Annotated in this window: 24 protein-coding genes; 23 read left to right on the forward strand and 1 reads right to left on the reverse strand. The window is 57.1% G+C overall.

The features are described from left to right. Positions 1-70: 70 nt before the first annotated feature. The 4 genes from dtd to argH all read left to right on the forward strand — a co-directional run bounded on the left by dtd (position 71) and on the right by argH (position 2,652). A complete protein-coding gene (dtd, locus tag E9954_RS02855; protein WP_136077728.1) occupies positions 71-526 on the forward strand; it encodes a D-aminoacyl-tRNA deacylase in 456 nt (151 codons plus the stop codon). Between the two features lie 78 nt (positions 527-604). Beyond that, positions 605-838 carry an AbrB/MazE/SpoVT family DNA-binding domain-containing protein gene (locus E9954_RS02860; protein ID WP_136077729.1) on the forward strand — a complete coding sequence of 78 codons (234 nt, stop codon included), beginning with the start codon at positions 605-607 and terminating at the stop codon, positions 836-838. After that, positions 835-1,233 carry a PIN domain-containing protein gene (locus E9954_RS02865; protein WP_136077730.1) on the forward strand — a complete coding sequence of 133 codons (399 nt, stop codon included), beginning with the start codon at positions 835-837 and terminating at the stop codon, positions 1,231-1,233. Before E9954_RS02860 ends, E9954_RS02865 begins: the two co-directional genes overlap by 4 nt. A gap of 42 nt (positions 1,234-1,275) precedes the next feature. Next, positions 1,276-2,652 (forward strand): argininosuccinate lyase, encoded by a 1,377-nt coding sequence (gene argH / locus E9954_RS02870; RefSeq protein ID WP_136077731.1) that lies wholly within the window; start codon positions 1,276-1,278, stop codon positions 2,650-2,652. A gap of 59 nt (positions 2,653-2,711) precedes the next feature. Here argH and E9954_RS02875 read toward each other — a convergent pair whose 3' ends face one another. Further along, positions 2,712-3,293 (reverse strand): acyloxyacyl hydrolase, encoded by a 582-nt coding sequence (locus E9954_RS02875; RefSeq protein ID WP_168441917.1) that lies wholly within the window; start codon positions 3,291-3,293, stop codon positions 2,712-2,714. A 114-nt stretch (positions 3,294-3,407) separates the two neighbouring features. Here E9954_RS02875 and E9954_RS02880 point away from each other — a divergent pair, with 114 nt between their 5' ends. From E9954_RS02880 to E9954_RS02970, 19 genes are all read left to right on the forward strand, one after another. Further along, a complete protein-coding gene (locus tag E9954_RS02880) occupies positions 3,408-3,668 on the forward strand; it encodes an acyl carrier protein (RefSeq protein ID WP_136077733.1) in 261 nt (86 codons plus the stop codon). Then, positions 3,616-4,428, forward strand: a complete 813-nt coding sequence (locus E9954_RS02885; RefSeq protein WP_136077734.1) for a lysophospholipid acyltransferase family protein — start codon at positions 3,616-3,618, stop codon at positions 4,426-4,428. The genes E9954_RS02880 and E9954_RS02885 overlap by 53 nt, the downstream gene beginning before the upstream one ends. After that, positions 4,425-5,708 (forward strand): phenylacetate--CoA ligase family protein, encoded by a 1,284-nt coding sequence (locus E9954_RS02890; protein ID WP_136077735.1) that lies wholly within the window; start codon positions 4,425-4,427, stop codon positions 5,706-5,708. The genes E9954_RS02885 and E9954_RS02890 overlap by 4 nt, the downstream gene beginning before the upstream one ends. A 2-nt stretch (positions 5,709-5,710) precedes the next feature. Continuing rightward, a complete protein-coding gene (locus E9954_RS02895) occupies positions 5,711-7,180 on the forward strand; it encodes a radical SAM/SPASM domain-containing protein (RefSeq protein ID WP_136077736.1) in 1,470 nt (489 codons plus the stop codon). After that, positions 7,177-7,863, forward strand: a complete 687-nt coding sequence (locus E9954_RS02900) for a LolA family protein (RefSeq protein WP_136077737.1) — start codon at positions 7,177-7,179, stop codon at positions 7,861-7,863. The genes E9954_RS02895 and E9954_RS02900 overlap by 4 nt, the downstream gene beginning before the upstream one ends. After that, positions 7,856-10,240: an MMPL family transporter gene (locus tag E9954_RS02905; RefSeq protein WP_246046715.1), complete on the forward strand. Its 2,385-nt coding sequence runs from the start codon at positions 7,856-7,858 to the stop codon at positions 10,238-10,240. The genes E9954_RS02900 and E9954_RS02905 overlap by 8 nt, the downstream gene beginning before the upstream one ends. 92 nt (positions 10,241-10,332) lie before the next feature. Beyond that, a complete protein-coding gene (locus tag E9954_RS02910) occupies positions 10,333-10,992 on the forward strand; it encodes a hypothetical protein (protein WP_136077739.1) in 660 nt (219 codons plus the stop codon). A gap of 88 nt (positions 10,993-11,080) precedes the next feature. Continuing rightward, entirely contained in the window at positions 11,081-11,428 is a 348-nt protein-coding gene (locus tag E9954_RS02915) for a hypothetical protein (protein WP_136077740.1), read from the forward strand. After that, entirely contained in the window at positions 11,421-11,900 is a 480-nt protein-coding gene (locus E9954_RS02920; RefSeq protein ID WP_136077741.1) for an acyl-CoA thioesterase, read from the forward strand. The genes E9954_RS02915 and E9954_RS02920 overlap by 8 nt, the downstream gene beginning before the upstream one ends. After that, positions 11,897-13,024 carry a beta-ketoacyl-[acyl-carrier-protein] synthase family protein gene (locus E9954_RS02925; RefSeq protein ID WP_136077742.1) on the forward strand — a complete coding sequence of 376 codons (1,128 nt, stop codon included), beginning with the start codon at positions 11,897-11,899 and terminating at the stop codon, positions 13,022-13,024. Before E9954_RS02920 ends, E9954_RS02925 begins: the two co-directional genes overlap by 4 nt. Beyond that, entirely contained in the window at positions 13,021-13,584 is a 564-nt protein-coding gene (locus tag E9954_RS02930; RefSeq protein ID WP_136077743.1) for a beta-ketoacyl-[acyl-carrier-protein] synthase family protein, read from the forward strand. Before E9954_RS02925 ends, E9954_RS02930 begins: the two co-directional genes overlap by 4 nt. A gap of 19 nt (positions 13,585-13,603) precedes the next feature. Further along, entirely contained in the window at positions 13,604-16,105 is a 2,502-nt protein-coding gene (locus E9954_RS02935; RefSeq protein WP_136077744.1) for a TIR domain-containing protein, read from the forward strand. Positions 16,106-16,335: 230 nt separating this feature from the next. Further along, on the forward strand, positions 16,336-17,631 hold the full coding sequence (locus E9954_RS02940; protein WP_136077745.1) for a hypothetical protein: 1,296 nt from the start codon (positions 16,336-16,338) through the stop codon (positions 17,629-17,631). A gap of 14 nt (positions 17,632-17,645) precedes the next feature. Continuing rightward, positions 17,646-17,888, forward strand: a complete 243-nt coding sequence (locus tag E9954_RS02945; RefSeq protein WP_136077746.1) for an acyl carrier protein — start codon at positions 17,646-17,648, stop codon at positions 17,886-17,888. Positions 17,889-17,902: 14 nt separating this feature from the next. Next, the gene (locus tag E9954_RS02950) at positions 17,903-19,006 is read left to right on the forward strand and encodes an FAD-dependent oxidoreductase (RefSeq protein WP_136077747.1); all 1,104 of its coding nucleotides are present in this window, start codon (positions 17,903-17,905) and stop codon (positions 19,004-19,006) included. After that, on the forward strand, positions 19,003-20,367 hold the full coding sequence (locus E9954_RS02955) for a class I adenylate-forming enzyme family protein (protein WP_136077748.1): 1,365 nt from the start codon (positions 19,003-19,005) through the stop codon (positions 20,365-20,367). The genes E9954_RS02950 and E9954_RS02955 overlap by 4 nt, the downstream gene beginning before the upstream one ends. Positions 20,368-20,412: 45 nt before the next feature. After that, positions 20,413-21,687 (forward strand): B12-binding domain-containing radical SAM protein, encoded by a 1,275-nt coding sequence (locus E9954_RS02960; protein WP_136077749.1) that lies wholly within the window; start codon positions 20,413-20,415, stop codon positions 21,685-21,687. Further along, on the forward strand, positions 21,688-23,067 hold the full coding sequence (locus E9954_RS02965) for an ATP-binding protein (RefSeq protein WP_136077750.1): 1,380 nt from the start codon (positions 21,688-21,690) through the stop codon (positions 23,065-23,067). After that, positions 23,064-24,443 (forward strand): lipid biosynthesis B12-binding/radical SAM protein, encoded by a 1,380-nt coding sequence (locus E9954_RS02970; RefSeq protein ID WP_136077751.1) that lies wholly within the window; start codon positions 23,064-23,066, stop codon positions 24,441-24,443. Before E9954_RS02965 ends, E9954_RS02970 begins: the two co-directional genes overlap by 4 nt. The last annotated feature ends 14 nt before the right edge of the window (positions 24,444-24,457 follow it).

Raw genomic sequence — 24,457 nt, forward strand, 5'->3', positions numbered from 1 at the left:
TCGAAGGGCAAAAGTCCGAAGGTCGAATGTCGCTTGCGGTGTTCGGCCTTTTTATTTTGGGGGATGGTTGATGAAACTGGTGGTTCAACGGGTTAGGCAGGCCTCGGTTTCCGTGGACGGGGAGCGGATCTCTGAAATTGGGCAGGGGCTGCTGGTGTTGGTCGGGGTGTCGCACGACGACACATCTTTCGATGCCCGGTTCCTGGCCAAGAAAACCGCCAACCTGCGTATCTTTGAGGATGACGAGGGGAAGATGAACCTTTCCGTTGGCGACGTCGGTGGCGAAATCCTTTCCGTTAGCCAGTTCACGCTCTATGGAGACTGCAACAAGGGCAATCGCCCCAGCTTCATCCATGCCGCCCGGCCGGAGAAGGGGGCGGCGCTGTTCAGTGAGTATGTTCTGGCGCTCGATGCCCTCGGCTTCAAGCCGCACACCGGGCAGTTCGGCGCCGACATGAAGGTCGAACTCCTCAACGATGGCCCCGTCACGATCATTGTCGAGTCGACCGGGCGGACGAGGGCGTGACCTACGCGGAATCCTTGACAAAGCTGGACGCGTTCCTATTGTAAGGAGCGAAGGTAAGGAATTGGTTTGGAGGTAAGAATGGTTGCGACGATGACATCCAAGGGGCAGCTGACCATACCGGTCGAGGCTCGGCGTAGGCTGGGACTGAAGGCCGGCACGAAGGTTGATCTGGTTACCACCGAGGACGGGCGGTTGGAGCTGATTCCTCTAACGGATTCCGTGAAGGGGCTCAAGGGCATGGTGCCGAAGCCGGAAAAACCATTGTCCCTTGAGGAAATGGAACAGGCGATTGCTGGCGGGAGCGCTTCGTGACTGGTCTGGATACCAATGTTCTGGTGCGCTACATTGTCCAGGACGATCCGAAGCAATCCAAGCTGGCCACCGAGTGCATTGAGCAACGGTGTACTTCTGAATCCCCGGGTTTTGTGAATCTGGTGGTGTTGTGCGAGTTGACCTGGGTGCTGGCAAGGGGCTATGGCTATGGGCGTGATACCGTTGCAGCCGTGTTGCGCGGTATTCTTTCTTCGCCGGAGTTGCGCGTTGAGGGCGATGAAGCGGCATGGCAGGCATTGAAGGTGTATGAGCAGGGTACGGCCGGATTTGCGGATGGTCTCATTGGAATTCAAAATCGCCGAGCCGGAGCTTCGGCAACGGTGACCTTCGACCGCAAGGCGGCGAAGGATGCCTGTTTCGAGTTGTTGAAATAAAGAGGTGGATGGTCCGGGAGTCCGGCGGAAGGGTTTAAGGTTATGGCAAAACAAAAGACGACGGTAGGAACAATTAATAATGAAACGCTGGCGTTTACCGCCGGGCGGGATGTGGAGCTGGATCAAGCGTTGATCACGGTTGATTGCATTGGTACCGCCGCACACGTGACGATGCTCTCGAAGATGCCGCTCAAGCCGGCGCTCATTACCGAGGCCGAGCGCAAGCAGGTGATCGAAGGGTTGGTGGAGATCATTGGCCTGGCTCAGGATAACAAGTTCAAGATCAAGCTGGCCGACCAGGATGTGCATCTGGCCGTTGAGCGAACGCTCACGAAAAAGCTGGGCGACCTCGGCAAGAAAATCCACACCTGCCGCAGCCGCAACGATCAGGTGGCCGTCGATCTCCGCCTCTATGCCAAGGAGCAGATTCTTGCAACCTTGGAGGAGGCCGCCGCGTTGGTGGCCGCGCTGGTTTCGTTCGGGAAGAAGCACGAAGCGGTTCCGATGGTGGGGCGCACCCACATGCAGCCGGGCATGCCCTCGAGCGTGGGGCTGTGGGCGACCGCCCATGCCGAGAGCCTGCTCGACGACTGCGTTTCGCTCGTCAACGCCTACGAACTGAACGACCAATGTCCGCTGGGTTCCGCCGCCTCCTACGGCGTTCCGCTGCCGATCGATCGCCAACTGACCTCCGACCTGCTCGGCTTCAGCCGCCCAACCCACAATGTGCTCTATGCCAACAACGGGCGCGGCAAGATGGAAAACATTGTCTTGAGTGCCATGAGTCAGGTGATGCTGACGCTCTCGCGGCTGGCGCAGGATTTCATGCTCTTCACCATGCCTGAATTCAACTATTTCCTGCTACCTGCCGAGTTTTGCACGGGGAGCTCCATCATGCCTCAAAAGCAGAATCCCGATGTGTGCGAACTGGTTCGCGCCAAGGCCTCGCGGGTCAAGGCCGCCGAGCTGGGCGTCTACGACCTCATCAAGGGCTCGCCCACGGGCTATAACCGCGATCTGCAGGAAGCCAAGGAACTGTTCATGGAAGGCATGGCCACCACGCGCGCCTGCCTGCGTATCGTTACCCCGATGATCAAGGCCACCAAGGTGAATGCAAAGGCATTGATCGACGGCTTCTCGCCGGATGTTTTCGCCACCGACCGCGCGCTTGAGCTGGTGGGCGAGGGGATGCCCTTCCGCGATGCCTACCACTATATCAAGGAAAACCTCCACGAGCTCGAAAGCATCGATCCGGTTGAGGCGATCCAGCTCAAGACCCACCTCGGCGCGCCGTTCGGCCTCGACTGGGACTATTTCACGGATCGGACTGCGGCCGTCAAGGAAACCGTCCGCGAGGAGCGCAAGGTATTCAACCGGGCCGTCACCAAATTGCTGGGGGTCGGATATCCGTTGGCGTGATGAGTGAGGCTTGAGGGGATCACGGGGGCCTTGGGCGTCGTCCGGGGCAGGCCTTGCGGCTAAAAGGGCAGGGTGGTGCCGACGAAGAATTTAACCGAGTTGAGCGGGACGTTGGGTTCGGCCATGCCGAGGTTGGAAATGTGGTGGTAGCGGATTTCTAGGTTGACCTCGTGCGTGCCGGAAACCATGAACTTGGTGCCGAGGCCGACCTGGTAGTTCCCGCAGATGTCCGAGCCGACTCCCTCGATGTCGGCCATCACATATTCCGGCCCCCCGCCAATCATGAAGTAGGGCTCGCCGATGGCGGTTTGCGGGAAGATCCACGCGGCCAGGAAGTTGAGCCCGATAATGCCGAAATCGTTCGAGTCCTGGTTGTCTGAATCTTCGACGATGATCGAAAGCGGGGTTTCCATCCAGAATTCATGCCTGCCGCGGATCCATCCGGCATCCTTTTCGTAGAAAACCCGCGCATGCCGGAAGAGAATATCGACGGTGCGGACTTCCTGGTCGGTGTCGCCGAATCCCTTGATGGACGTCCCGCCCCCCAGAAATAGCTGGTTGTAGTGGGTTTTGGCCTCCTCGGCCAAGCTCGCGAAGGTTGATGCCAGGTAAATCAATAGAATTGCGGGGCGTGTTTTCATGTTTTCCATCTGGGGTTCAGGGTGTTTTCAGTTGTAATGAAATCACCGGCTATATATTATTCGTTCTTTATTTTTAAAGGTTATTTATGCCATGCGCAATAAAGGAGATTTGGAATGCAACGTGATAGAATCATTGAACTCGTTAACGAGGTATTCCTGGAAGATTTTGAAATGGAACCGAACCAGCTGGTTCCGGAAGTCCACCTGTTCACCGAACTCGGGCTCGATAGCCTGGATGTGGTGGACCTGGTGGTGGCCTTGCAGAAAAAATTCGATGTGTCCATCCGCGACGACGAACGCATCCGCGATATCCGGACCCTGAATGACCTCTACGACTTTATCGAGACCCTCGGCACGGAAATGGATTCCGAATAATCCGGCCGGCATGCTGCTCCGCCTCCAGACTGTTTGGCTGAACCTTTCGTTCTATTTCCTTTTCCTCGCCGTTTCGGCCCTGCTCATTCCTGTTCTTATTGTGATCGGAGTTGTGTTTGTTCCGTTCGGCCCGTGGCGCAGGACCATGGGGCGCACCCGTTTCCTCATCAAGGTCTATGGCCACGTGATGATGGTGATGGGCGTTCCCCTGCTGCGCGTGAAGGGCGAGCGGATGCATGGCAAGCCGCCGCAACCGTGCATCTACATCTGCAACCACCGCTCCGCCTGCGATGCCTTCACCATGGCCATGCTACCGGGCGAAATCGTTCAGGTGGTGAATGTCTGGCCGTTCAAGCTGCCCGTGCTCGGGTTCTTTGCAAAGTTTGCGGGCTACATGAGCATCCGCGAAATGCCGCCGGAGGAATTCATGCGGCGCGGTGAAAAATTCCTGGAGCAGGGGGTTTCCATTGCGGCCTTCCCGGAAGGCACGCGCGCCACCTCCCGCCAGATGGGCTCGTTCCATGGCGCCTTGTTCCGGTTGGCCTTGAGAACCGGGGCTCCGATTGTTCCCGTTTGTCTTTCCGGCACCGAAAAGTCGCCGCCCAAGGGGACGTTGGTCTTGCAACCCACCACCATCCGGGTGCGGCCGCTCAAACCCGTTATGCAGGAAACCTATCGCGACATGTCCCCGTTCAAGCTGAAAAACCTGGTGCGCGGGCTCATTGCCGAAGAACTGGATCGAATGGAGCTGGCCGGATGACTTCCTTTGCCCGAAACGATGCCCTCGAGTTTGCCTCTCCGGATGATGTCCGGGCGGCGCAGGAGCAACTGCTTCGGCGGCATTTGGAATATTGTGTTGAAGCGTCCCCGTTCTACCGGGAGCAGCTCGCCGGGCTGGATCTCGGAGCGGTCTCCCTGGAGGAGCTGCCACTCACCGATAAAATGGCGGTTTCGATTCGCAATTCGGAGTTTGTTGCCGTGGACCCCGAAAAGGTGGCGGACATCGTTTTTTCATCCGGAACCACGGGGTGGCCAACGAAAATCATGTATACGCAGGGGGATCTGGAGCGACTCGCCTATAACGAAGAGCGCGCGTTCAATGCCTGCGGCATAACCTCCTCCGACATTGTCCTGCTCACCTGCACAATGGATCGCTGCTTCATTGCGGGACTGGCCTATTTCCTGGGCGCCCGCGCGGTCGGCGCCGCCGCCATCCGCAATGGCCACGGCACGATGGAGGGGCATGGCGAGGTGCTCAAGCACGCCAGCCCGACCGTGATTGTCGGCGTGCCCTCGTTCCTGCGAAAGCTGGGGGAACACCTGTCGGCAAAGGGAATCGATTTGCCCGGCTCTTCCGTTGAGAAGCTCGTCTGCATCGGCGAGCCGCTGCGCGATGCCGCCATGGCGGCGCTCTCCGTGGCGACCGATCTTGAGCGCATCTGGGGCGCAAAGGTCTATTCCACCTATGCTTCGTCGGAAACCGTAACCACCTTCTGCGAATGCACCGAGCAGGCGGGCGGCCACCTGCATCCCGCGTTGGGGCTGGTGGAAATCCTCGATGAGGCGGGCAACGAAGTGCCCGATGGCGAACCCGGCGAAGTGGTCGTCACCCCCCTCGGAGTGCAGGGCATGCCGCTGGTGCGCTACCGCACCGGCGACATCAGTTTTATCAACCTCGCCCCCTGCGCCTGCGGGCGAACCTCGGCGCGCCTGGGGCCGATCATCGGGCGCAAGCTGCAGCTGCTGAAAGTGCAGGGAACGAGTCTTTATCCGCAATCCGTCTTTACCGCGCTCGACGAGATGCCGGAGGTGAGCGAATATTACCTGGAGGTTTTATCGGACGGTCCGCTTTCGGATCGCTTGGTGGTGCACCTCGCGTTCAGCGCCCGCCCGGTCGAGGTTGATGTTGTGCTGCGCCGCCTGCAGGCGCGTTTGCGGGTGAAGCCCGAAGTGATTATCGAGCCCATGGCGGATATCCGCCGCGTTGTGTTTACACCGGAGTCGCGCAAGCCCGTCCGGTTCATTGATTTGAGAGGATAGCCATGTCGTGCCATGCATTTTGCGATGAAGCCGGGTTCAGCCTGGAGGAAATCAAGGCGGCCGCCGCGGACGGCCGGCTCCTGACCATGGAAATCGAATGCAGCCGTGTCTGCAACTTCCGATGCCCCTACTGCTACCAGGATGCCGAAACCCACAACGAGTTGACCCTCGACGAAATCAAGGCGCTGGTGCTCCAGGCGCGCGACCTTGGGGCGCAGGGCATCATTATCCTCGGTGGCGAGCCGATGATCTATCCGCACATCTTCGAGGTCATCGAATACATCTGCGAAAGCGGCATGAAGGTCGAACTCTTCACCAACGGCTCGAACATCACCGCCGAAAACGCGCAGCGTCTTGCCGATCTCGACGTGAAGGTGGTGCTGAAGCTCAACTCGCGCAATCCCGAGGTGCAGAACAAGCTCTGCGGCATTCCCAACGCCCACGCCATCATCAGTTCGGCTTTTGGGAATCTGAAGAGCGCCGGCTATGGCGACGGTGGAAAGCCCATGGCCGCCAGCTCGATCATCAGTGCGCTGAACTATGACGAACTGGAGGAAATGTGGAACTGGTTGCGCGACCAGCGGATCGACCCCTACTTCGAAATGATCACCCCGCAGGGCGGGGCGGTCGAAAACGATTGGGTCTACGAGGATCCCAAGAAGGTCGAGGAGCTGTTCGAAAAGTTTGCCGAGTCCGACCGGAAGCGGTTCGGGGTGGACTGGAAACCGCAGCCGCCGCTTGCGGGCGAGCGCTGCATGCGCCACCAGTTTTCGTGCTACGTCGATGCCGTCGGGAACGTCATGCCCTGCGTCGGTGTCGACATCCCGGTCGGGAACATTCGCGAAAAGCCGCTCAAGCAGGTGCTTGCCGAAAGCGAAGTCATCCAGGATCTGCGCAACCACCTCCAGGAAATCAAGGGGCCATGCGCCGAATGCCCGGAAAAGGAGGGATGCTACGGGTGCCGCGGCGCGGCCTACCAAATGACCGGCGACTATCTCGCGTCCGATCCGCTCTGCTGGAAAAACATCGACAAGCAGCACGAGATCGACCGTTTGCCGATCGCCGCCGAAGGCCTGATCCCGCAGCAAGCGCCGATGCAGATGGTGGAGTCGCTTCTTTTCCTGGGCGAGCGACGGGCCTTGGTCCAAACGGTTGTTGGAGAATCGAACCTCTTCCTGGATGAGGACGGTAACCTGGAGGAAGTGGCTTATATCGAGATGGTGGCCCAGGCGGCCGCGCTGTTCAACGGGTTCCGTACCCGGCACCGCGACGAAGATCCCGCCGGCTTCCTGCTTGGCGCCAAGGGTTTCACGTTCCATGGCAACGTGCAGGCAGGGGACCGGCTGGTGGTCGAGGCCACCAAGGACACCGGCTTCGGTGCGTTCAGCATTGTGAATGGCCGGGTCTTGCGGGGGGAAGAGTGCATGGCCGAAGGCCAGATCAAAATCTACCACGAAGAGGCCTCCGCATGAACACCATGTTTAAACCACGGAACACACAGAACACACGGAAGAGAAAAAGTCTAATCATTCCGTGTATTCTGTGTATTCCGTGGTTCATCTCAATCACTTGCATTGCGGAGGAGGGGCAGGCGGCGCTGCTGCAGGACCTGGAAAAAAGCTTTTCCTCGATCCAAACGGTGCAGACCAACTTTAAGCAGGAAAAGGCGCTCAAGATCTTCAAGCGCACCATCCGGATGGATGGGCGGCTGGTGCTCGAAAACCCGGGCAAGATGGCGTGGCGCATCAACTCGCCCATCCGCTATGTGCTGATCCTCAACGGCGAGCACGCCATCCAGTGGGACGAAGACAGCAACCAGATCCAGAAGCAGAAAACCTCCGGCGATCCCGTCTTCGAAGAAGTGATCGGCCAAATTGAAAAATGGTTCTCCGGCGAGTTTGCCTCGCTGCTGGACGACTACGACCTGACCGTGAAAAGCCGGCAACCGCCCGTGCTTCAATTTGTTCCAAAGGCCGACGGCATGGTGGGCAAGGTGATCAAGAGCCTGACCATCAACGTGCGCGACGACCGCACCTACGTTGAGCAAATCGTGATCGAGGACATGGGGGGCGACACCACCTCCATCACCTTCATCGACACGGTGCTCAACGCCCCGGTTCCCGAAAAGGAGTGGGAGGTTGGCCAGGATGGGTGAGGGGCGTTTTCCAGCCTTGTTCAATCATTTTCTTTCACACCCGCGCCGGGTTGCCGCGGGTGTTGCCCTGCTGGTGTTGCTCTCCGCCGCCGGTCTGCTCTTCATTCCCTTCCGCCATTCCATGGAAGTCATGCTGCCCTCCGGCAGCGACACGCAGAAGGCCGTCGGCTTTTTGCAGGATATCGATTTCTCGGCCAAGGTGGCCGTTTCCTTTTCGCTGAAAGAGGGCGGGGCCGACCCGGCCGGACTCTTTGCGGCGGTCGATGGATTTGTCGACTCGCTCGAACCGCCGATGATCACCCAGGTGCTCAGCACGGTCGATGAACAACAGATGATCCGCGACATCGGCGTGTTCCTCGAACGCGCCCCCGAGCTGCTGGGGCCGGGCGGGCTGGCCGAACTGGAGAAGAACACCACCCGCGAGGGGGTCGCCAAAAGCCTGCGCAAAAAATATGTGCAGTTGCTCAAGCCCGAGGGGTCGTTCATGGCCGCCATGATCCAGCGCGACCCGCTCGATATCCAAATGGCGATGATCGAAAAGATCCGCGCGCTCTCCTCGTCGTTCGGCTACGACATGCGCATCGAAAAAGGCCACCTCGTCAGCGCCGACGGCAAGCAGGTCCTGCTGGTGCTCGAAACCGACATTCCCTTCACCGATGCCGGTGGCTCGCACGCGTTGGTCGGATATCTGACCGAACGCATGGAGGCCCTGCCGCCTGCGATCGATGCCGAGATGGTCTGCGGCCACCTGCACACCATCAGCAACGAAAAGGTGATCCGCCACGACATCAGCCTAACCGTCACCATTGCCTCCGTTGCCTTCGTGCTGCTCTTCCTCTTGTTCTTCCGCGATCTCCGCGCCAACCTCATCTTCATCGTTCCGTTCGCGGCCTTGCTCGTTGCCGTCAACCTTGCCGCACTCCTGCTCGGAACCCTATCGCCGATGATGCTCGGCTTCGGCTCGGTGGTCAGCGGGATTGCGGTCGACTATGGCATCCATGTCTATGTCGCCGTCCGCCGTTCCAGCTCCGCCCTGGAAGCCGTCCGTTCGGTGGCCAAGCCGATCATGCTCGGTGCGCTCACCACGGCAGGGGTCTTCGCCGCCTTTTATTCCAGCACGATTCCCGGCTACCACCAGCTCGCCACCTTCGCCCTGCTCAGCGTCGTCTTTTCCGTCCTCGGCGCGCTCTTCATCCTGCCGGTCTATTTGAAACCGCGAAAGAACGCAGGGAACGCAAAACACACACAGTCGCAAAGCAATCTTTGTGTTCCTTGCGCTCTTTCGCGGTTAAATAATCCGTACGTCATACTCGCTGCTTTCATTGTGCTTTTGGCGGCGGCGGTTCCGGTGGCGCTTCAAGTTGAATTCGATTCCGACATCATGGGGCTCGATGGCACCGAACGGCACATCATCGAGACCGAGCAACGCTTCGCGGAATCCTTCGGCGGCGGTAGCGCCGGGCAGGCGGTCGCGGTGGTGGCCGATGCCGACTATGAAAAAGCCTTGGCGAAAAACGACCGGGTCTACGATGCGCTGCCCGATCGGCTCGCCAGCTTCAGCGCCATCTGGAAATCGCATGCGAACCGCCGGGCCAACGCCGAAAACTGGAACGCCTTCTGGAGCGAAGCCAAGGTGGCCAACCTAAAGACGCTCTTTGCCGAAGAGGGCGAGCCGTATGGGTTCGCCGTCGATGCCTTTGAACCGTTCTTCCAATCGCTGGAGCTTCCGGAAGTCGATCCCGCCGATCCGAAGGACAATGTGCTGTTCGGGCAGCTGAAGCAGCGCTTCGTGGCGACGGTCGATGGCGAAACGCGGGTCTTTTCCTTTTTCCCCGATGAGCCCGAACTGATTCAGGCGCTGGCCGGCCTGGAGGATGTGCTGCTGATTTCCCGCACCGCGATCTCGGAGTCGCTGGCGGAGGACTATACCCGCGAGTTTGGGCGCATCACCTTGGTGGCGCTCGGGTTGGTGTTGCTGATGAGTGCCATTCTGCTGAAGAACGTCCGCAAGGTGTTGATCGTGCTGGCACCGGCCGCGGCGGGGGTGGCAAGTGTGGCGGCGCTGGTGCGGCTGGTCGGAACGGAGTTGAACGTGATGAACCTGGTTTCGGGCATCATCGTCATTGGCCTCTGCGTCGATTATGGCATTTTCAAGGTGCACGCCTTCACCCATTCGCTCAACCTCGGCACCCGTACCGCCATCTCGCTTTCCGCCGGCACCACGCTGATCGGGGCGGGGGCGCTGCTCTTCACGATGCACCCGGCGCTGTTTGCGGTGGGCCTCACGCTCGTCGGTGGCATCTCGGCCGGCTATGCCACCTCGATGCTCGTCGTCCCCGCCCTCTGCTCCCTCTTTTTACAGGAGAAGCAGGCATGAGGTTTCTTAAACAGAAGGCCGCAAAGTACGCAAAGGGGGATAGGGCCTGCCTGTCTTTGCGTACTTTGCGATCTTCTGTCGGACTAATTCTGATGTTCTTGACCGGGTGCGCCACGGTGCCGTTCGAGGCGGCGCCCAAGGGCGATTTCCGGGAGGCGGAACCCTCCGGCGTTGTGGAAACGTTCGGCGCGGCGGTTGCCCAGGAGTTCGAACTGCTCGAAAGCGTGGTCTTTCGGTTTTTCACCCAGGGCTTCACCGGGCTCGGCTACCTTTCCATCGAACCGGCCAACGAAGCCTACGCGCTCTCGTGCATGACGCCGGCGGGGATTTCGCTGTTCGGTTTGCAAGGCAAGGGCGAGGTGGTGGAGCCGCTCTTTGTTCCGCCGCAGATGGAAAAACACCAGGACAAAATCTTCGCCGCCATCGGGCAGGATCTGCGGCGAATCTATTTGAACTGGGTGCCTCCCGAAAACGCAGCGGTGAAACACCGCAAGCGGAGCATGGTTTTCGTGCATAAGGCGGACGGCGAAACCATCGAGTGGGTTTTTTCCGGACAACGGCAACGGTTGACTGAAAAACGCTTTGCCCGGGGCTGGAGGACGGATGCCGTCGTGCGCTACTACGACTATGAAGAGCACGGCGGAAAGTTGTATCCGATGGGCGTGGTTCTGTATAACAAGCGTTTCCACTACCGAATGGTTTTCCGCGTGAAGGAGATTTATCCGTTTAAGGACGATAAGGAGGCAAAATGATTGGATTCAAAAAGTTGAACGCCCTGCGTGCATCTTCGAAGGCAACATTTTGCATCAAATGATTTTGCAAAACAAAGTAGGTAGTTAGGTGAGAAAAGAAATAGACGCTTTATTGAAAAACTTCGTTTCGGACGGCGATGCCGCCTCGGCCGAGCTGGCGTTCCCCGCTGGCTTTTCCGGTTTCCAGGGGCACTTCCCGGAACAGCCGGTGCTGCCGGGCGTCTGCCAACTGACGCTGGCCATGGTGATGGCGGACCGCATGTGCGGCAAACGCATGAAAATGGGGGCCGCAACCAATGCCAAGTTTGTTGCGATGGTGGTTCCGGATCAGCCGTTGGAAATCAAGTGTACGTTGGCCGATGGCACGCTCAGCGCCAGCCTGACCTCGAAGGGCGAGCGGGTGGGCCAGTTTAAGTTGAAGGTGGAACATGCGTAGGAAAAAGCACTATTTCAAGCGCGAGCCGGGCGCTCCCGATCCGCTGGAGTTTTCCTTCCAGCGGCGTGCCCGTTTCGGGGAAGTGGATGCCATGGCGGTGATGTGGCATGGCCACTATGCGACCCTGTTCGAAGAGGCCTCTTCCGAGCTGCGGCGCCTCAGCGGCCTGGGCTATGAGGATTTCTTTGCGGCGGAGGTCTATGCGCCGATCGTCCAGCTGCACGTCGATTATTTCAGCTCCTTGCTGCTCGACGAACTCTTCACCGTCAAGGCGCGCATGCTGTGGACGGATGCCGCCCGCATCAATATCGAGTATGAAGTGCACAAGGAAGACGGGAGCCTGGCCGCGACGGGATTCACGGTTCAGCTCTTCAGTTCGGCGACGACGGGGGAGCCGTGTTTCACGGTGCCGCCGTTGCTCGAAAAACAGCAGGAGCTTTGGAAGGGCGGCCGGCTGGGAGGTGGGGAATGAACAAGGTGGTTATTACGGACTATGATCTGATTACACCCTATGGCCTCGGTGCCCATGTCTGCTGGCAGGGGCTGCTCAGCGGCGTGAGCGCACTGGCCGAACTCGACCGGTTCGATACCTCCGAGTTCAAAAGCAGCATGGGCGGGATTGTCCCCGGGCTTTCCTACCACGCCGGCCAGTCGTTGGTAGTGCAGATGCTCGAAAAAGTGCTGGAGGGGAAGCGGATTCCGAAGGATGCCAAACTCTCCATCGCCACGCTCAACGGCGAGATGGACAAGGTGGAGGAAAAGGTGCTCCACGACCGCGGCGAGCCGCACGATAGCTGCATGACGGTGCTGCTGGAGGCCGCCCGGCAACTCACGGGCGTGGAGGACGAAGGGGTGGTGGTTTCTTCGGCATGCGCCTCCTCGACCGTTGCCTTGGGCCTGGCGGCCTCGGCCATCCGCTCGGGCGAAATCGATTGCGCGGTGGTGGTTTCCTGCGATCCGGTCACCGAATTCCTCTATTCCGGTTTTTCTTCGCTGATGGCGCTCGATTCGGGGGCCTCCAGTCCGTTCGATGAAAAGCACGACGGGTTGACCATTGGCGAGGCGGCGGGCTATGCCGTGCTGATGAGCGATGTGCGCGCGAGAGAGGAAGGCTGCGCCAACCTCGGCGAGCTGCTCGGGTGGGGCATGAGCAACGATGCCAACCACATGACCGGCCCGTTGCGCGACGGTTCCGGCCTGGCGCGTTCGATCCATATCGCGCTGAAGGTCGCCGGCATCGATGAAGCGCAAATCGACTTCATCGCCGCGCACGGCACCGGTACGATCTATAACGACTTGATGGAAATGTCGGCGTTCCATACCGTCTTTTCCTCGCCCCGCCCGACCTATTCGGTGAAAGGCGGCATTGGCCACACCATGGGGGCCGCCGGGCTGGTGGAAGCCATGCTGGCGTTGAAAACCTTTGAAACCGGGATGGTTCCCCCTTCGGTCCGGATGAAGAATCCGGAAGCCTCGGCGGCCGGCTGGGTGCTTGACCGACCGATGGAGCTGGAGGCCGATTATGTGCTTTCAACCAATGCCGGATTTGGCGGCGTGAATGCCTCGCTGGTTTTGAAGAGGGGAGGTGCCCAATGAGCATCGAGGTGATCGGGTGTGGATGGCTGACCCAGGATTCCTATGGTTCGGACAAGCTGAACCGCTCGGTGGAGTGGGCTTCCCGCACCGCGTTGCGCGGGATCGGCAAGGAGGATGGGCTCTTTGCCTATCCGGTGAAAAACTTCGGGCGCTTCCCGGCGATTGCCCAGCGCGTCTGCTATGTGACGGCGCTGGCGCTGCAGGATGCGGGGCTGGAATATGCCAAGGGCGAGAAGCAGGACATCGGTTTGCTGGGCATGGATGAATATGGCTGCGAGCAGGCCAACTTCGACTATTTCAACGACTATGTGGACGGCGGCCGCTCCATGGCGCGCGCCAATCTGTTCATCTACACGCTCCCCTCAAGCCCGCTGGCCGAAGCCGCCGTGCATTTCGGTTTGCAGGGGCCGCTCTTCTACTACCGCAACCAGCAGGCCTCGGTCGGGGAGTTGATGGTGACCGCGCGCAGAATGATTGAGGACGGCCAGGCCCAGCAGGTGCTCGTCTATGAACTCGGAAGCGAAATCGATCGTTGCTTTGTTGTGGGAGATAAAGGTTAAAAACCATGGGAGTTGAATTATGAAGGCGTTTTTGTCGCATTCGTCAATTGATAAGGAATTTGTTGGAAGTGTTGAGAAAAGGCTAACTCGGACTAAGAGCATATTTGATAAAACATGTTTTGATAATGGGAAGGAGTTCGAGGCAAGTATTCTTGAGCATCTTGATAGAAGTTCAATATTTGTTTTTTTTGCCAGTTCATCTTCTTTGCAGTCATTTTGGTGTAAGTATGAAATTGATGAAGCTTTTTATCGTAAGTTACAGGGGCGGATTAAGAAATGTTTGGTATTTATAATTGATGAAGAAATCGATCCTTTGGACATACCTGATTGGATGCGGCGCGCACTTGTTACAACCGAGAATTCCCCGAGTGTAATTGCGCGGAATATCGAACGTCACTTAGAATCGCTATCTTCAAAGTACACCGATAAGTATTTTTTCGGTAGAGCTCAGGATCGCGAGCGTCTAGAAGATCTTGCTGTTCCGATTGGTATGGATCCTCCCAAAGTTATTTCGATTACAGGATTGCCTGGTTATGGACGACGAACGCTGATTAAGAGGAGTGTGAATGAGATATATACCTTGGATGCTATTACTGAGATTTATATTGAAAACGGTGACTCGTTATTTGAGTTGTGTGCAAAATTGGTGGATAAAGTTGAGCCTTACTCGTGTGTTGAAGAATTGAAGGAAATCCTAAGCACACTCTCTCTTTTGGATGAAGAAGGTTTAAGACAGCGTATTGTTGATAACCTTGAAAGATTGGTGACTTCTCGAGAATTGCCTGTTTTCGTTGATGCTGGAGGACTGTTGGATGACGACGGGAACCTTTGTCCAGAGTATTTGAGGCTCTTTTTCAATATTCCTGATTCTGCAGATATTTATGTAATATTGATATTAACGAGAAAGTTGCGTTTTAACTCTAAGTTCGATGTGCCAAGTCTTTCCATAATTCAACTATCGGACAAGGCAACAAAGCAACTTCTCCTCAGTCTCGCGAACGATTACGATGTTTCCTATAATGCTGAGCAAATAAATGAGTTGTCTGAATATATTGGTGGATATCCACCGGCTGCATACTTTGCGATTAAGCAAGCTGAGGAGTATGGCGCTGAATTACTCCTGTCTGATAAGCATAGCTTAGTACAGTTTAGTACAAGAAAGTTTATTCAGCATTTACAGGATAAAAAAATGGGAAAAGTCGAAGAAGCTCTATTGAGTGTTCTCGCAATGTATTCCCCTCTTCCTCTATCGGTGATCTCAGCTCTCTATCAAGACAACATGGAAGCTGGTCATGATGCTCTTTACTCTCTTATGGATCATTCCTTAGTTTATTGTGATAAAAATGGGTGCTATTCCATCGCCCAGCCCGTTAGGGATGCTGCTGTTAAGCTGTTTGGGTGGCCTAGTAAAGATGATTTGAGAAAGGTTGGCGCTGCAATCCTCGAGATTGTGGAAGACGCAAAAAATCATCAATTACTGGATCTTTCTCGAATCCTATTCCGGATAGGAATGGAAGTGAAGGATAGTGAATCTATAAGGCAAGGCGTAAAATTACGTAGTGATTATATTAGATTGGTTGAAGATGCGTACCACCAACGAGACTATGGTAAATCAATCGAGTATGCGTTCGAGGCATTGAAAGAGTTGCCGGATAACATAAGACTTCGGGAATTCACAGTTCGGGCATTTGTTCAGTTGGGAAGCTGGAATGAAGCTGAAGTTCAGCTATCCGAGATGAAGCGAATTGCGCGACCTCGTGATGTTTATTTTCTTGAAGGTTTCTATAACAGAAAAAGAGGTCGGATTCGTAATGCGATAGAGAGTTACAAGATGTCATCCGAGTATGGAAAGAAAGGGGCTGCATTAAATCGTGAATTGGCTCATTGCCATATGGTCGAACGCAATTTTTCAGAAGCGGAGAGGTACATAGATAAAGCGATTAAGGCAAGACCCGAAAATAATGTTGTACTCGACATCGCTGCAAATATTTACATTAAGAGTGGGAATGAGGAAAAAGCACGAGAGGTGCTGGATAAGCTTAGTGTACTGGATAAAGGCGATCATTATAACTTGCGCCTATCAACATTTCTTTTTGCTCAGGGATTATATCTAGAGTCTGAAACTGCTGCAAAAGAGGCTCTGAGGTATGGTGGTGAACGCTTTTTTGCGGCTCGAGTTCAACTGGTTAAATGCATGATTCGGATAAATGCCAGACCTGAACTCACTAATGTTGAAATTGAACGTTTGGATTCGGATTTTAATAATAGAAACTTGGATGTTCGGTTGTCGCTAAAAGTCAACTTTCTATTAACCCAAAGTAAGGCGAAAGCTGCCTATGACCTGCTTGATAAATTTGTGGATAAGCAATGTATACAATATAGGCATCACCGCAAAATGTGTTTAGAAAAGTTGGTTTCCAATAAGTCAATCCCGTATGAGGAGCGTAAGAAGTTTGAGGAAGAGTTGGCTTTTCTGTCGGCAAGCGGAACTGTCGATGTGTTAACAGAACTGGATATATAGTTCACTGTTCTCTTGGGAGGTTTGATCCGGTGTGCCTTCATGATGTTCATTTTAATCTTGTGGTACTCTCTGAGGCATAATGAAGCTTAAGTTGTATTGTTCAAATGCTTCTCGGGTTCCGCAAGGATTACGGTTTCCTTCTCATTTGCATGGCTTACCTTTTTTGAGATCACTATCTTCTAAATATACTTCAATATTATTCGTCGAAAAGACGTGATGGGAACGGTGGATTGACAAAGACGGGGAAATATTATCTGGGGGGATTGGACTGGATGATCCAGACCATGTGGCGCGCCACCATGCGCCACACGGGCGGGGTTGGCAACGCCTCCCAGATTGTGTTGCAGCTCTCGGGTATGCTGGATGAGGGGTTGTTCTCCGCTGCGGTGCGCGAGTTCGCCAAGGCCTTCCCCGTCCTGGACGGCCGCGAGTCGCGCATGGGGTCGGTGTTGCCCTTTTGGCGGATGCCGCGGAAGCCGGAGCCCCCGCAGATCCGCGTGGACGTCCACCGCATCAAAGCCACCGCGGTGTTCCAAACGCTGGAGGCTCTGGTCAACACACCGTTCCGCAGTCGCAATGAATATGTCGTGTTCCACCTGCTTTATCCCTCCGAAGGCGGTTGCCTCGTTGCCCTCACCTTCGACCATCGCCTGCTCGATGCCCGCGGAGCGGAGCAGTTCTTGCTGCTGCTTAGCCGTTTTTTTTCCGGGGAGGTTGCGCTGGGCGCGATCGATGCCATGCCCGACCCTTCGCCGCAAGGGCTTGTTGCCCCGATCAAGGAAGGGATTTCAAGCGCGCGTTGCGTGGGCGAGACGGTGCACCGGAACGTGATTGGTTCGGGCATGATCCGGCTCGACGAAGGCGGCAAGGCCAAGGGAAACCGTGGGCGCTTCCTGCTGCATACGCTCACCGAGCAGGAAACTTCGGACTGGCTGGGCCGGGTTGACCGCGACGCCGGCTACCTCATGTTCATGCCCTACGCCCTGGCAGCGGCCAGCACGGCGTTCGGGAAGATTGCAGCGCTGAAAAAAAGAAGCGGCAGCTTCATCGTCCCTTGCACAACCGACCTGCGCCCGACGGGGCTCTCGTGGAAAAACACCTTTTTCAACCACTGCTCGATCTTCTTTTTCAAGGTCGATGCCGCGGTGGCCAACGACCGGGCGGAACTGATTGCCCGGTTCAAGAGCCAGTTTTTCAACCAGACCAAGGCCGGCTTCCCCCGCCAGTTCGAGCGCTTCATGGCGTTGATGCGCCTGGTGCCGCTCCCGCTGTTCGAAGGGTTGAACGCGTGGAACCACGCTTCGTTCAGCCTTGGCTCGGTGGGCAAAAGCCTGTTCGAAGGCGAAACCTTTTGTGGCCATGCAATTAAAAAGCTCTACCACATGCCCCTCATTCCGCCCCAGGTGGGGCTGGGCTTTTTCTTTAGCCAGATCAACGGGCGGCTCACCTTAGGCATGGCCTGGCGCGATGGCGCGCTCACCGATCGGGAAATCAAGGACGTGGAAGCCGCCTTCCTCGCTTTTTAAAGGATATATGCACGATGGAAAAAATTGAGACCGAACTAAGGGAACGGATCGCCGGCATCCTTTCATTGGAAACCGACGGGCTGGATATGGAGGCGCCGTTGCACACGCTGGGGCTCGACTCGATGCGCATGGTTGAAATCCTGGTGTTCATCGAAACGCACTATGGAATCGATCTGATGAAGTCGGGGATGCAGCGCGAAGACATCGCCTCCATCGCCGCGTTGGCGCGCTCGATCGAACGGATGAAATCGGCATAGGGAGAGGACGGGTAATGGCGGTAGAGGTTTTCGATGTTGCAGTGGTAGGGGCCGGCGCGAGTGGCGTGCCGGCCGCCGTTGCCGCTGCGCGCGAAGGCGCGCGGGTTGCCCTGCTCGAAAAAACGTCTTCCGTTGGCGGGGCCATGTGTGCCGGACTCGGGTTCCCGGTTTGCGGCCTGTTCCTCGCCGATACCGAAGAGCCGCAAGCAACCAACGAAGGCTTGGCCAGCGAGTTTATCCAGTCAGCATCGGCCAAGGTTGAACGCCGGGGGCGGGTACATTTGTTCCGTTGCGGCGCCAGGAAATTCGCGGAAACCTATGAGCGCTGGATTAAGGCGGAGTCCAGCATCCGGCTCTATGCCGACGCTGGAGATCTTCGCGTTGGAGAAGCCGAAGGCCGAATCTCAAGGCTGGGTTTTGGTGACATCGAGATTGAAGTTGGTGCCGTTGTCGACTGCACAGGCTGCGCGGCTGTTGTGCGCAACAGTTCCGCTTTAACCATCGTCCCCGAAGAACCGGCGCTGGCGGGTTTCCTCGTCCGGCTTCGGGACGTAGAATTTAACGATATGCTACCCATCAAAGTGCCGCACACACTCTGGCGTGCCGTCGACACGGAGCGACTTCCGTTGGCTGCTCGCTACACGGTTTTCGATGAAGGGGTTCTTAAGATCAGCGTCGGGAAAGGAGCGTCCGCCGAATGGTTGGCCTCCGAAATCCTGCGGGAATTAAAAGCCGAACTGCCGGAATTCCAAAAAGTGGAAATCGAACAAACCTCCGGCGTGGCACTGCAACGCGAAGGCATTCGCCTGAAGGGCAAAACCGTACTTTCGGAAGAGGATGTCCGAACGGGCCGCGGCTTCGCAAACAGTGCGGCGCGCGGTTGCTGGCCGATGGAGTTCTGGGATGCCGAACGCGGCGTTCGATATGCCTATGTCGAGGGGGGCGGCTCGTACGACATTCCGATGGGCGCGCTGAAGTCGGAAAACATCGCAAACCTCTGGGCGGCGGGCCGCGCCATTTCGGCCGATTCAATGGCGCTCTCGTCTGCGCGGGTGATCGGCACCTGCATCGCCACCGGCGAGGCCGCCGGGCGCGCGGCGGCAAGGGAGGCGGCATGAATATCGTCGACCTGATCCGTTCCGAGACCGCCGGATTGCCCGAAAACAAAATTGCGGTCCGCACCGATGGCGGCGACCTGTCCTACCGCGGCCTTTTTGAAGCCGTGGATGAAACCGCCGCCGCCCTGAAGCTGCGGGGCGTGGATGCATTCGATGTGGTTGGCCTGGCCTTCCCGGATGGCGTGGACTACATCGTTTTAAGCCTGGCCATTCTTTCGGTCGGTGCGGTGATCGTTCCCGTCCCGCATGGGGTTGCAACCGAGGTGGTCGAGGACATTCTGGAAAAGACCTCCTCTTCCTGGCTATTGGTTCCGGAAGGCAACGGCTTCCGCTTGGACAAGCGGGAGCCGGCCGTTGCGCTTCCGGATGAGTTCCAGACCCTGCAACCGGCCTTCATCCGGTTTTCCTCGGGCACGACAAGCACTAGCAAAGGCGTATTGCTGAGCCACCCGGAAATTGCCGAGCGCACCCGCGTGGCCGACCAGGCGTTGCGGATCACTCCCGCCGACACGGTGGTTTGGCTGCTTTCGATGAGTTTCCATTTCGTGGTGACGATCCTGCTGTTCCTGCGGCGTGGCGCAACGATTAATCTGTGCAACGAAACCTTCCCGTGTTCGCTCCTCGCGGCGGTGCAACGGGGTGGCACCTTTATCTACGGCACACCGTTCCATTTCCGTGCGTTGGCGGAAAACGGGTCGATTGGTGCGGAAGCCCTGGCCGGCATCCGCATGGCTGTTTCCACCGCCATGAAACTGCCGGCCGAAACCGCGTCGGCCTTTCTGGAAAAATTCGGAGTCGCCTTGAAGGAAGCCTATGGCCTGATCGAGGCCGGCCTGCCGTTCGTGAACACGGGAGGGGAAGGGGATTCCGTGGGCTGCCCGTTGCCGGGCTTCGAAGTGGAAATCCGCGATGCCGATGAAAACCAGGTGGGCGAAGTTTGGCTGCGCGGGCCGGGCATGTATTCGGCCTATCTGCATCCGTGGCGCGTTCGCCGGCCGGACGAGTGGTTCGCAACGGGCGATGTGGGCATGCTCGATGCGGTCGGGGCGCTGCATCTGCTGGGACGCACCAAGAACCTGATCAATTTTGCCGGGATGAAGGTGTTTCCGTACGAGGTCGAGGCGGTGCTGGCCCGGTGCGCAGGCGTGGAGGCCTCGCTCGTCTATGCCCGCCCGCATCCGCACTACGGCCAGCTGCCTTGCGCCAAGGTGGTGGCCCCCGGTCTGGCGGAGGAGGCGCTGCGGCGCTTTTGCTACGAGCATCTCGAAAGCTACAAGGTGCCCAAGAACATTGAAATCGTCGAGCACCTCGAACGGACGGCGAGCGGAAAAATCAAGCGAGAGGAAGCGACGTGCTTTTAAACTTTAAAATAGATACGCTCTGGAAATTGAACAAAGGATGAAACCATGAAGATTAAGCTGATCTACCCCAAATGGCCGAAAATGCCGAACCAACCCCAGTTCCACCTGCCGCCCCATGGCCCGGTGGTTTTTGCCGCCACCATTCCGGATGACGTCGAAATCTCGTTCACCGACGAGCATGTGCAAACGCTGGACTTCAACGAAGCGTGCGACCTGGTTTTCATCTCCTGCATGCTCACCTGCCAGATCCCGCGCGGTTGGGAAATTGCCGACCAATTCCGGGCAATGGGCAAGAAGGTGGTGATGGGCGGGATCGCCACCCATCTGCATGCCGAGGAATCGATGACCCACGCCGACTCGGTGTTCCTGGGCGAAGCCGAAGGCCGCACCGAACAGGTGCTCAAGGATTTCGAGAGCGGCGCGCTGAAGCCCGTCTACGACTACCGCAACAACTATCCGGACACCGCGCTTATCGGCCCCGCCCGGCGCGACATCCTCGACCGCGAGCTCTACAATTTCCGCGGCGTCCAGATGGTCGACCTGATCCACGCCTCGCGCGGTTGCCGTTTCAAATGTTTCCCGTGCTGCACGCCGTATCTCGGTGGATGCCAGTTCCGCCCGCGCCCGATCGACAAGGTGATCGAGGAGATGGCCGGCGTCGACAACAACCGCTTCTTCGTGGTCGATAACTCGCTCGCGCAGGACGACGAGTGGGAAAAGGAATTGTTCAAGGCGATGATCCCGCTCAAGAAAAAGTGGGTGTCGCACCCGATCAAGGACAACGACGAAATCCTCGACCTCGCGGCGGAGGCTGGTTGCTGGTATGTCTACCAGGCCGTCTTCGACACCTCGGACGTCATCCGCAACCGCATCAAGCGTTTGAAGGATCGCGGCATCGGGGTGGAGGGCACGATCATCCTCGGCACCGACGACCACGACGAGGATGGCATCAAACGCCTGGTGGATTTCCTGCTGGAGGTCGAACTCGACCTGGCCGAATTCACGGTGATGACCCCGTTCCCGCACACGCCGATCCGCGACGAAATGGAGAAGGATGGCCGCATCCTGCACAACGATTGGAAAAAATATACCGGCGCGGAGACGGTCTTCAAGCCGGCGAAGATGTCGCCCGAAAAGCTCGACGAGATGCACCAGTATGCGTGGGACACGTTCTATGGTCCCGGCGGCAAGGAGCTGGCGATGGGCAAGCTCTATATGGACGTGATCCAGCGCGAGGTCGCCGATGGAACCTACAAGTCGCCGCGCCTGCGCCGCAAGCAGTGGCAGTCCGACGAGGCGGCTGTGAAGATGGATAGCTGAATGAAAGAACACCAGAACATGGAGTGGAAGGAATCATGGCATGATGAATATCTGAAATGGATATGTGGTTTTGCCAACGCCAAGGGGGGGCGGCTTGTTATCGGAATGGGTGACGATGGTTCGGTGGTCGGTCTCCCTAATGCAAGGAAACTGCTCGAGGATCTTCCCAATAAAATCCGTGACCTGCTAGGTATTATGGTTGCTGTGAACCTGAAGACGTCGGGAGGCAGAGACTATCTGGAGTTGGACGTCGAAGCTTATCCGGCTCCCGTCAGTTTGCGGGGGCGTTATTATTTTCGAAGCGGCAGCACCAAGCAGGAACTGAAGGGGGCTGCACTTGATAAATTTCTCCTTCAAAAGCAGGGCAGGCATTGGGACGGCGTTCCCGTACCCTTTTTGAAGGCCGAAGATCTCTCTAAGGAGGCTCTTGACGGGTTTCGTCTCCGTGCTGCGGAAAGCAAACGCATGGAGGCGGCGGATCTTGTCGGCAGTGGGGAGCTGCTGGTCGAAAGATTGAAGCTTCAAGAAGGGGATTATCTCAAAAAAGCCGCAATCCTGCTGTTCTATCCGGATCCAGAAAAATTTGTTACAGGGGCTTTTCTTAAGATTGGATTTTTCCGCACCGATTCGGATTTGCGTTTTCAGGATGAAGTTCATGGAGACCTGTTCTCGCAAGTAGGCAAAGCGCTTGATTTTCTGCTGACAAAGTACACAGAAGCGACCATTTCATACAGGGGCGCCCAGCGTGTAGAGCGTTATCCTGTGCCCGCAGAAGCTCTACGGGAAGCCCTCCACAATGCAGTTGTTCACAAGGATTATTCCAGTGGGGCGCCGGTCCAGATCAGGGTTTACACGGATAAAATAACCATCTGGAATCCGGGGGGGCTTCCGGTCGATTGGAGTATCGACCAGCTTCTTGAAAAACATGCGTCACACCCTTTTAATCCCGACATTGCCAATGTGTTTTTTCGGGCGGGCATGATTGAGGCATGGGGGCGTGGCATCGAGATGATTATGGATTCCTGCCAAGCTGCGGGATTGCCCAGACCGAAGATACGCGGCGATGCGGGGGGGATATGCGTTGAATTACCTTTTGCTCCCGCTGAACTGCCAGCAGAAGTAGAGTGCGCGCCAGTGAATGATCCGAAGGGAAGTGCTCTGGAGGCTACCCAAGAAACTACCCAAGAAACTACCCAAGAAAAGATCGTTGCGATTCTGAAAGAGAACCCCGAAACCACGAGGAACGAACTCGCATCCCGGATCGGCATTACGCCTGATGGCATCAAATATCATCTGACCAAGCTTCGGGTGGCGGGATTGATCAGGCATGTCGGGCCGACGAAGGCTGGGCGCTGGGAAGTTATGGAGGATGATGGATGAGTGACAACTCGAAAATACTATTGATCTCCACCAACTGGGAAACATCGCCGTATCCGGTCTATCCGATCGGGATGGGCATGGTGGCCGCCGCGCTGAAGCGGGCCGGCCACCAGGTGGAACTGTTCGACTTCCTGCAAAGCGGGTGCTCCTTCGATGCGCTGAAGGAGCGTGTTGCCGCCGTGCGGCCGGATGTGGTGGGGCTTTCGCTGCGCAACATCGACAATGTGAATGCCGTCAACGAGCACCGCTACATCGATAGTGTGAAACAGATTGCCGAAAGCGTGCGCCAAACCAGCCCGGCCCCCATCATTCTTGGAGGCTCCGCCTTTTCCATCATGCCCGAGGAAATCCTGGCGAAGGTCGGAGCGGATTATGGCGTGGTCGGCGAGGGCGAAGTGCTGATGTGCAGCTTCATGGAATTGCTGGAGGCCGGGCAGCTGCCGGCGGAACGCATTCTGCGCGCCCCCCAGAATCTTGAGAAGGATGCGATTCCGTCGGCGTATTATGAACCCGCCATGGTCGATTACTACATGGCGCACGGGAAGACGATTTCGATCCAGACCAAGCGCGGCTGCGATAAGCACTGCATCTACTGCTCCTATCCCTTTCTGGAGGGACGGAATTTCCGGATGCGTAACGCGGTGGATGTGGTTGACGATATTGAGCGGTTGGTGGCGGACCGCGAGGACAGCTATATCTTTTTTGTCGATTCGGTGTTCAATGACAACGGGGGGAACTATCGCGACATCGTTCATGAAATGCACCGGCGGGAACTTTGCATTCCGTGGACGGCCTATATCTCGCCGGGCGGGGAGCTCGACGACGAAATGTTCGCGCTGATGAAAGCGACCGGATTCGATGCCGCCGAGATCGGCGCGGACGCCGCTAGCGATATCGCGCTCAAAGGCATCGGCAAGGATTTTACCTGGCAGGATGTCATCGATTGCAACGACCTATTCCGGCGCCATGGCATCACGACCGCGCATTACTACATGTTCGGCGGGCCGGGCGAAACGAAGGAGACGGTGCTCGAAGGCATTGAAAACATTCGCAACCTGGAACAGACCGCCAACTTCATGTTCATGGGCATCCGCATCCTGCCGGGCACCGGGCTGATGAAGATTGCGCAGCGCGAAGGGCTGGTGACGGATAAGACCGACATCGTTGAACCGATCTACTACATCTCGAAGGAGGTCGATCGCGATTGGCTCGAAACCACGCTGACCGAGGGCTTTGCCGATAAGTTTAACTGCGTTTTCCCGCCCGACGCGCTCGACGACAAGTTGCACCTCCTGCACAAGCTAGGCTACGGCGGCACCGCCTACGACATGCTCATCGGCGCCGGAAAACGCAAGCGGCGCAAGCGTACAACCTAGGTTTCATTGGATTA

The sequence above is a fragment of the Pontiella desulfatans genome (assembly GCF_900890425.1).
In the GTDB taxonomy this organism is placed as follows: domain Bacteria; phylum Verrucomicrobiota; class Kiritimatiellia; order Kiritimatiellales; family Pontiellaceae; genus Pontiella; species Pontiella desulfatans.

What these genes read in the sequence shown, in the direction of transcription:
- E9954_RS02925 (WP_136077742.1), top strand. Translation starts at nt 11,897, where the DNA reads ATGAACAAGGTGGTTATTACGGACTATGATCTGATTACACCCTATGGC.
- argH (WP_136077731.1), top strand. Translation starts at nt 1,276, where the DNA reads ATGGCAAAACAAAAGACGACGGTAGGAACAATTAATAATGAAACGCTG.
- dtd (WP_136077728.1), top strand. Translation starts at nt 71, where the DNA reads ATGAAACTGGTGGTTCAACGGGTTAGGCAGGCCTCGGTTTCCGTGGAC.
- E9954_RS02910 (WP_136077739.1), top strand. Translation starts at nt 10,333, where the DNA reads ATGTTCTTGACCGGGTGCGCCACGGTGCCGTTCGAGGCGGCGCCCAAG.
- E9954_RS02875 (WP_168441917.1), bottom strand. Translation starts at nt 3,293, where the DNA reads ATGAAAACACGCCCCGCAATTCTATTGATTTACCTGGCATCAACCTTC.
- E9954_RS02965 (WP_136077750.1), top strand. Translation starts at nt 21,688, where the DNA reads ATGAAAGAACACCAGAACATGGAGTGGAAGGAATCATGGCATGATGAA.
- E9954_RS02930 (WP_136077743.1), top strand. Translation starts at nt 13,021, where the DNA reads ATGAGCATCGAGGTGATCGGGTGTGGATGGCTGACCCAGGATTCCTAT.
- E9954_RS02890 (WP_136077735.1), top strand. Translation starts at nt 4,425, where the DNA reads ATGACTTCCTTTGCCCGAAACGATGCCCTCGAGTTTGCCTCTCCGGAT.
- E9954_RS02950 (WP_136077747.1), top strand. Translation starts at nt 17,903, where the DNA reads ATGGCGGTAGAGGTTTTCGATGTTGCAGTGGTAGGGGCCGGCGCGAGT.
- E9954_RS02960 (WP_136077749.1), top strand. Translation starts at nt 20,413, where the DNA reads ATGAAGATTAAGCTGATCTACCCCAAATGGCCGAAAATGCCGAACCAA.
- E9954_RS02880 (WP_136077733.1), top strand. Translation starts at nt 3,408, where the DNA reads ATGCAACGTGATAGAATCATTGAACTCGTTAACGAGGTATTCCTGGAA.
- E9954_RS02900 (WP_136077737.1), top strand. Translation starts at nt 7,177, where the DNA reads ATGAACACCATGTTTAAACCACGGAACACACAGAACACACGGAAGAGA.
- E9954_RS02945 (WP_136077746.1), top strand. Translation starts at nt 17,646, where the DNA reads ATGGAAAAAATTGAGACCGAACTAAGGGAACGGATCGCCGGCATCCTT.
- E9954_RS02895 (WP_136077736.1), top strand. Translation starts at nt 5,711, where the DNA reads ATGTCGTGCCATGCATTTTGCGATGAAGCCGGGTTCAGCCTGGAGGAA.
- E9954_RS02905 (WP_246046715.1), top strand. Translation starts at nt 7,856, where the DNA reads ATGGGTGAGGGGCGTTTTCCAGCCTTGTTCAATCATTTTCTTTCACAC.
- E9954_RS02935 (WP_136077744.1), top strand. Translation starts at nt 13,604, where the DNA reads ATGAAGGCGTTTTTGTCGCATTCGTCAATTGATAAGGAATTTGTTGGA.
- E9954_RS02885 (WP_136077734.1), top strand. Translation starts at nt 3,616, where the DNA reads ATGACCTCTACGACTTTATCGAGACCCTCGGCACGGAAATGGATTCCG.
- E9954_RS02955 (WP_136077748.1), top strand. Translation starts at nt 19,003, where the DNA reads ATGAATATCGTCGACCTGATCCGTTCCGAGACCGCCGGATTGCCCGAA.
- E9954_RS02920 (WP_136077741.1), top strand. Translation starts at nt 11,421, where the DNA reads ATGCGTAGGAAAAAGCACTATTTCAAGCGCGAGCCGGGCGCTCCCGAT.
- E9954_RS02860 (WP_136077729.1), top strand. Translation starts at nt 605, where the DNA reads ATGGTTGCGACGATGACATCCAAGGGGCAGCTGACCATACCGGTCGAG.
- E9954_RS02970 (WP_136077751.1), top strand. Translation starts at nt 23,064, where the DNA reads ATGAGTGACAACTCGAAAATACTATTGATCTCCACCAACTGGGAAACA.